This is a genomic window from Pseudomonas sp. Sample_10, assembly GCF_004321495.1.
GTDB lineage: Bacteria > Pseudomonadota > Gammaproteobacteria > Pseudomonadales > Pseudomonadaceae > Aquipseudomonas.
In genome coordinates this window covers 1-6,751 of sequence record NZ_RCOE01000077.1, presented here as the reverse complement: position 1 = coordinate 6,751, position 6,751 = coordinate 1, and the positions used below count along the sequence as shown (strand labels likewise).

Sequence of the window (6,751 nt, the reverse complement as noted above, 5' to 3'; positions counted from 1 at the left end):
TGGAGGATGAAGATCCGGTCCATGGCCTTGGCGAGTACCGGGCTGATCGGTTTGATCTCGCACGGGGTGTTGAACATCATGTGCAGGAAGTTTTCCGCGTACGTCAGGTCGTTGCGCGGGTACATCATGGGTTGGCCCATGGAGTACTTGTAAACCATCGCTGCCAGGGTCGGCATCTTGGCAACCAGGCGGATCGCGGAGATTTCGCGATGCTGCGGGTTATTGATGTCCAGGGAGTCGTGGTAGAACGCCGAGAGCGCGCCGACTACGCCGCACATGACGGCCATCGGGTGGGCGTCGCGACGGAAGCCGTTGAAGAAGGTCTTCAGCTGCTCGTGAACCATGGTGTGGTTCTTCACGGTGCTGACGAACTGGGCCTTCTGTTCTGCAGTCGGCAGTTCGCCGTTGAGCAGCAGATAGCAGGTTTCCAGGTAGTCCGACTTTTCAGCCAGCTGTTCGATCGGGTAGCCGCGGTGCAGCAGGATGCCGTTGTCGCCGTCGATATAGGTAATCTTCGACTCGCAAGAGGCGGTCGACATGAAACCTGGGTCAAAGGTGAATCGGCCCGTGGCCGTCAGGCCCCGAACATCGATAACATCGGGACCAACGGTGCCGGTTAAAATGGGCAGCTCGACGGGGGCTGCGCCCTCGATGATCAACTGCGCTTTTTTGTCAGCCATGTGGCCTCCTATTTATGCTTGAAATCATCAGACAGACCCCCCACGCAGGGCCCGCACCACTATAGTGAGATAAATTCGAATGTCAATTTGCCTAAAGTCTTGCTCCAGAAGGCTTTAACCGTACTTTTTTCTCGAAATTGCCTGCCATTTACGCCTTTTATGCCCGTTGCGCAATCCGCTGTTTGGGTTAGGTCTTTGCGTTGTCATTAGTAGCCTAACTGTCTATACTCGGCCACCGACCGCCAAGGGCTTTTGGGCCTGCTTTATTGGGGGTCGCATCCCTGGGTGGTGGTTACCTGACCAGTGCACTCCCCAACAACTTTGCCCTGATTGTTAGGGGCTCTTCAGTGTGAAAAAAAAGCCGTGAAAAGCCAACGACCTGTAAACCTAGACCTAAGGACCATCAAACTCCCCATCACCGGCGTTACGTCGTTTCTTCACCGTGTTTCCGGCATCATCCTCTTCCTGGGCCTTGGCTTCATGCTTTATGCATTGGGCAAGTCCTTGGGTTCCGAGGAAGGTTTTGCCGACGTGAAGGCATGCTTGACCAGCCCGCTGGCCAAGTTCGTAGCATGGGGCCTCCTGTCCGCTCTTCTGTATCACCTGGTAGCCGGTGTGCGCCACTTGATCATGGATATGGGCATCGGTGAGACGCTGGAAGGCGGCCGCCTGGGCTCGAAAATTATCATCGCCGTTTCCGTGGTGTTGATCGTTCTGGCAGGAGTTTGGATATGGTAACCAGCGTTACGAACCTTTCGCGTTCCGGCCTTTATGACTGGATGGCGCAACGTGTGTCTGCGGTCGTTCTCGCGGCTTATTTCATTTTCCTGATCGGATACCTCGCTGCGAACCCGGGCATTGGCTACGACCAATGGCACGGCCTGTTCGCCCACAACGGGATGCGTATCTTCAGTCTGCTGGCCCTCGTGGCCCTGGGCGCTCACGCCTGGGTCGGCATGTGGACCATCGCGACCGACTACCTGACGCCGATGGCGCTGGGCAAGTCCGCGACTGCAGTACGTTTCCTTTTCCAGGCAGTATGCGGCGTTGCGATGTTCGCTTACTTCGTCTGGGGTGTGCAGATTCTCTGGGGTATCTGATTCATGGCTAACATTCCAACGATTTCTTTCGACGCCATCATTATTGGTGGTGGCGGTGCCGGCATGCGCGCAGCGCTGCAACTGGCACAAGGTGGTCACAAGACTGCCGTGATCACCAAGGTGTTCCCGACCCGTTCGCACACTGTATCCGCCCAGGGCGGCATCACCTGCGCCATCGCGTCGGCCGACCCGAACGATGACTGGCGCTGGCACATGTACGATACCGTCAAGGGTTCCGACTACATCGGTGACCAGGACGCTATCGAATACATGTGTCAGGAAGGCCCGGCTGCCGTTTTCGAGCTGGACCACATGGGTCTGCCGTTCTCGCGTACCGAGCAAGGCCGTATCTACCAGCGTCCATTCGGCGGTCAGTCGAAGGATTACGGTAAAGGCGGGCAGGCTGCCCGTACCTGCGCCGCTTCCGACCGTACCGGTCACGCGCTGCTGCACACCCTTTATCAGGGCAACCTGAAAGCCGGTACCACGTTCCTGAACGAGTACTACGCTGTTGACCTGGTGAAGAACGCTCAAGGCGAGTTCGTCGGTGTTATCGCCATCTGCATCGAAACCGGCGAAACCACCTACATCCGTGCCAAGGCCACCGTGCTGGCCACCGGCGGTGCAGGTCGTATCTACGCTTCGACCACCAATGCCCTGATCAACACCGGTGACGGCGTTGGCATGGCGCTGCGTGCCGGCGTACCGGTACAAGACATTGAAATGTGGCAGTTCCACCCGACCGGCATCGCCGGCGCCGGTGTACTGGTTACAGAAGGTTGCCGTGGTGAAGGTGGTTACCTGATCAACAAGCACGGCGAGCGTTTCATGGAGCGTTATGCTCCGAACGCGAAAGACCTTGCAGGTCGTGATGTGGTTGCCCGTTCGATGGTCAAGGAAATCATCGCCGGCAACGGTTGCGGTCCGAATGGCGACCACGTAATGCTCAAACTCGACCACCTGGGCGAGGAAGTGCTGCACAGCCGTCTGCCAGGCATCTGCGAACTGTCGAAGACTTTCGCACACGTTGACCCGGTGGTTGCTCCGGTTCCGGTTGTTCCGACCTGTCACTATATGATGGGCGGCGTTGCCACCAACATTCATGGCCAGGCGATCACTCAGGACGCTGACGGCGCCGACGCCATCATCCCTGGCTTGTTCGCCGTGGGCGAAGTGGCTTGCGTATCGGTTCACGGTGCCAACCGTCTGGGCGGCAACTCGCTGCTCGACCTGGTGGTATTCGGTCGCGCTGCCGGCCTGCACCTGGAAAAGGCGCTGACCGACGGTATCGAATACGACGACGCCACCGACGCCAACATCGAAGCTGCCCTGGCGCGCCTGTCCGCTCTGAACGAGCGTACCGAGGGCGAAGACGTGGCGACCCTGCGTCGCGAGCTGCAAAACTGCATGCAGAACTACTTCGGTGTATTCCGTACCGGCGAATACATGCAGAAGGGTATTGCCCAGCTGGCCGATCTGCGCAAGCGCATCGCCAACGTCAAGATCAACGATAAGTCGCAAGCGTTCAACACCGCGCGTATCGAAGCTCTGGAACTGCAAAACCTGCTGGAAGTGGCTGAAGCTACCGCCATCGCTGCCGAAGTTCGTAAAGAGTCCCGCGGCGCTCACGCCCGTGAAGACTTCGAAGACCGTGACGACGAAAACTGGCTGTGCCACACCCTGTACTTCCCGGGTGACAAGCGCGTGACCAAGCGTGCTGTGAACTTCTCGCCGAAGACTGTTCCGACTTTTGAACCTAAGATTCGGACTTATTAAGGGTGGCCGCCATGTTGCAAGTCAGCGTTTATCGTTACAACCCTGATCAGGACGCCGCGCCGTTCATGCAGGAATTCCAGGTCGATACCGGTGGTAAAGACCTGATGGTGCTGGACGTGCTGGCCCTGATCAAAGAGCAGGACGAAGGTTTCTCCTATCGTCGCTCCTGCCGTGAAGGCGTCTGCGGCTCCGACGGCATGAACATCAACGGCAAGAACGGTCTGGCCTGCATCACGCCGCTGTCTGCCGTTGTAAAAGGCAACAAACTGATCGTTCGTCCGCTGCCAGGTTTGCCGGTTATCCGTGACCTGGTCGTCGATATGAGCATCTTCTACAAGCAATACGAGAAGGTGAAGCCTTACCTGCAGAACGACACGCCGGCTCCGGCCATCGAGCGTCTGCAGTCGCCAGAAGAGCGCGAAAAGCTCGACGGTCTGTACGAGTGCATCCTGTGCGCCTGCTGCTCGACCTCTTGCCCGTCCTTCTGGTGGAACCCGGACAAGTTCCTGGGTCCAGCTGCACTGCTGCAAGCGTACCGCTTCCTGGCAGACAGCCGTGATACCAAGACGTCCGAGCGTCTGGCTTCGCTGGATGACCCGTTCAGCGTATTCCGCTGCCGCGGGATCATGAACTGCGTCAACGTATGTCCGAAAGGCCTGAACCCGACTAAGGCCATCGGTCACATCCGTAACATGTTGCTGCAAAGCGGCGTGTGATTCAGCTGCTGCAAATGTAGTACCGCTGTACCCGTAGATGCTGCGGCGCAGGCTTCAACCGGCGCCGTAGTTTTAACCTGAGCAGCAGCTTATAAGGCTGCGGCTCTTATTTTGAAGAAATGAGACAAGCAGGGGCATCCGGGCTGGTACCCGGACTATCAGTGTGATCCTAGTGGCTTGTTTTGGTCGCTGCATTCGGACTTCTGCAAGTTTGCTCGGTGTCGACACCGGTGGTGTTCCCCTAACCGAGGGTGACCAAGCATGCAAGAAAGCGTGATGCAGCGCATGTGGAACAGCGCCTACCTATCCGGTAGTAACGCTGCCTATGTGGAAGAGCTCTACGAGCTCTACCTGCACGACCCTAACGCTGTGCCAGAAGAGTGGCGCACCTACTTCCAGAAGTTGCCAGCTGACGGCAACTCTGCCACCGATGTTTCGCACTCCACAATTCGCGATCATTTCGTCTTGCTGGCAAAGAACCAGCGCCGCGCCCAACCGGTTTCCGCCGGCAGCGTGAGCAGTGAGCACGAGAAGAAGCAAGTTGAAGTGCTGCGATTGATCCAGGCCTACCGTATGCGTGGCCACCAGGCAGCCCAGCTTGACCCGCTGGGGCTGTGGCAGCGTCCTGCACCTGCAGACCTGTCGATCAATCATTACGGCTTGACCAATGCCGATCTTGATACGACCTTCCGTGCCGGCGACCTGTTCATCGGCAAAGAGGAAGCGAGCCTACGCGAAATTCACGAAGCGTTGCAGCAGACATATTGCCGCACCATCGGCGCTGAATTCACGCACATCACCGATTCCGAGCAGCGCCAGTGGTTCCAGCAGCGTCTGGAAAGCGTGCGCGGCCGTCCGACGTACTCCGCCGACATCAAGAGCCATTTGCTTGAGCGCGTGACCGCCGGTGAAGGCCTGGAGAAATACCTGGGCACCAAATACCCGGGTACCAAGCGTTTCGGTCTGGAAGGCGGCGAGAGCCTGATTCCGATGCTCGACGAGTTGATCCAGCGTTCCGGCTCGTACGGCACCAAGGAAATCGTCATTGGCATGGCCCACCGTGGCCGTCTGAACGTGCTGGTCAACACCTTCGGCAAGAACCCGCGCGAGTTGTTCGACGAGTTCGAAGGCAAGAAGAAGGTCGAGCTCGGTTCCGGTGACGTTAAATACCACCAGGGCTTCTCGTCCAACGTGATGACCACCGGCGGTGAAGTGCACCTGGCCATGGCCTTCAACCCGTCCCACCTGGAAATCGTATCGCCAGTGGTCGAAGGTTCGGTTCGTGCCCGTCAGGATCGTCGTAACGACCCTACCGGTGAAAAAGTCCTGCCGATCTCCATCCACGGTGACGCTGCTTTCGCAGGTCAGGGCGTGGTGATGGAAACCTTCCAGATGTCGCAGACCCGCGGTTTCAAGACCGGCGGTACCGTGCACATCGTGATCAACAACCAGGTCGGTTTCACCATCAGCAACCCGCTGGACTCGCGTTCCACCGAGTACGCCACCGACGTCGCGAAAATGATCCAGGCGCCGATCCTCCATGTGAATGGTGATGATCCGGAAGCCGTCCTGTTCGTGACCCAGCTGGCCATCGACTACCGCATGCAGTTCAAGCGTGACGTGGTGATCGATCTGGTCTGCTACCGTCGTCGCGGCCACAACGAGGCCGACGAGCCAAGCGGTACCCAGCCTCTGATGTATCAGCAGATCACCAAACAGCGCACCACCCGTGAGCTGTATGCCGATCGTCTGACCCAGGCCGGTGTACTTGACGCAGAGCGTGTTCAGGCGAAAGTCGACGAATACCGCAACGCGCTGGACAACGGTCTGCACGTAGTGAAAAGCCTGGTCAAAGAGCCGAACAAAGAGTTGTTCGTGGACTGGCGTCCGTATCTGGGCCACGCCTGGACCGCGCGTCACGACACTCGTTTCGATCTGAAGACCCTGCAGGAACTGTCCGCCAAGCTGCTGGAAATTCCGGAAGGCTTCGTGGTTCAGCGCCAGGTCGCGAAGATCTACGAAGACCGTCAGAAGATGCAAGCCGGCGGCCTGCCGATCAACTGGGGTTACGCCGAAACCATGGCGTACGCGACCCTGGCGTTCGAAGGTCACCCGATCCGCATGACCGGCCAGGACATCGGCCGCGGTACGTTCTCGCACCGTCATGCCGTGTTGCACAACCAGAAGGACGCGGGCACCTACATCCCGCTGCAGAACCTGTACGACGGTCAGCCACGTTTCGACCTGTACGACTCGTTCCTGTCCGAAGAAGCGGTGCTGGCGTTCGAATACGGTTATTCGACCACCACGCCGAACGCGCTGGTTATCTGGGAAGCCCAGTTCGGCGACTTCGCCAACGGCGCCCAGGTCGTGATCGACCAGTTCATCACCAGTGGCGAGCACAAGTGGGGCCGTCTGTGCGGCCTGACCATGCTGCTGCCACACGGTTATGAAGGTCAGGGGCCGGAGCACTCCTCGG

At 58.4% G+C, this 6,751-nt stretch carries 6 protein-coding genes; 5 read left to right on the top strand and 1 reads right to left on the bottom strand.

The window, feature by feature from the left end; genetic code table 11:
• On the bottom strand, positions 1 to 680 hold a 680-nt coding region (locus D8U18_RS07305), incomplete at its 3' end, for a citrate/2-methylcitrate synthase (protein WP_277752467.1).
• A gap of 363 nt (positions 681 to 1,043) precedes the next feature.
• Between D8U18_RS07305 and sdhC the strand changes: the two genes are divergently transcribed.
• From sdhC to D8U18_RS07280, 5 genes are all read left to right on the top strand, one after another.
• The gene (gene sdhC / locus D8U18_RS07300) at positions 1,044 to 1,418 is read left to right on the top strand and encodes a succinate dehydrogenase, cytochrome b556 subunit (RefSeq protein WP_056852964.1); all 375 of its coding nucleotides are present in this window, start codon (positions 1,044 to 1,046) and stop codon (positions 1,416 to 1,418) included.
• A complete protein-coding gene (gene sdhD, locus D8U18_RS07295) occupies positions 1,412 to 1,780 on the top strand; it encodes a succinate dehydrogenase, hydrophobic membrane anchor protein (RefSeq protein ID WP_007977503.1) in 369 nt (122 codons plus the stop codon). The genes sdhC and sdhD overlap by 7 nt, the downstream gene beginning before the upstream one ends.
• A 3-nt stretch (positions 1,781 to 1,783) precedes the next feature.
• A complete protein-coding gene (gene sdhA / locus D8U18_RS07290) occupies positions 1,784 to 3,556 on the top strand; it encodes a succinate dehydrogenase flavoprotein subunit (protein ID WP_056852963.1) in 1,773 nt (590 codons plus the stop codon).
• Positions 3,557 to 3,567: 11 nt separating this feature from the next.
• A complete protein-coding gene (locus tag D8U18_RS07285) occupies positions 3,568 to 4,272 on the top strand; it encodes a succinate dehydrogenase iron-sulfur subunit (protein ID WP_018925107.1) in 705 nt (234 codons plus the stop codon).
• Positions 4,273 to 4,533: 261 nt separating this feature from the next.
• Positions 4,534 to 6,751: 2-oxoglutarate dehydrogenase E1 component (locus D8U18_RS07280; protein ID WP_131107364.1), on the top strand; the 2,218-nt coding region annotated here is incomplete at its 3' end.

Bases quoted from the DNA above. Each gene is read 5' to 3' on its own strand.
- sdhA (WP_056852963.1), top strand. From the start codon at position 1,784: ATGGCTAACATTCCAACGATTTCTTTCGACGCCATCATTATTGGTGGT.
- D8U18_RS07285 (WP_018925107.1), top strand. From the start codon at position 3,568: ATGTTGCAAGTCAGCGTTTATCGTTACAACCCTGATCAGGACGCCGCG.
- sdhD (WP_007977503.1), top strand. From the start codon at position 1,412: ATGGTAACCAGCGTTACGAACCTTTCGCGTTCCGGCCTTTATGACTGG.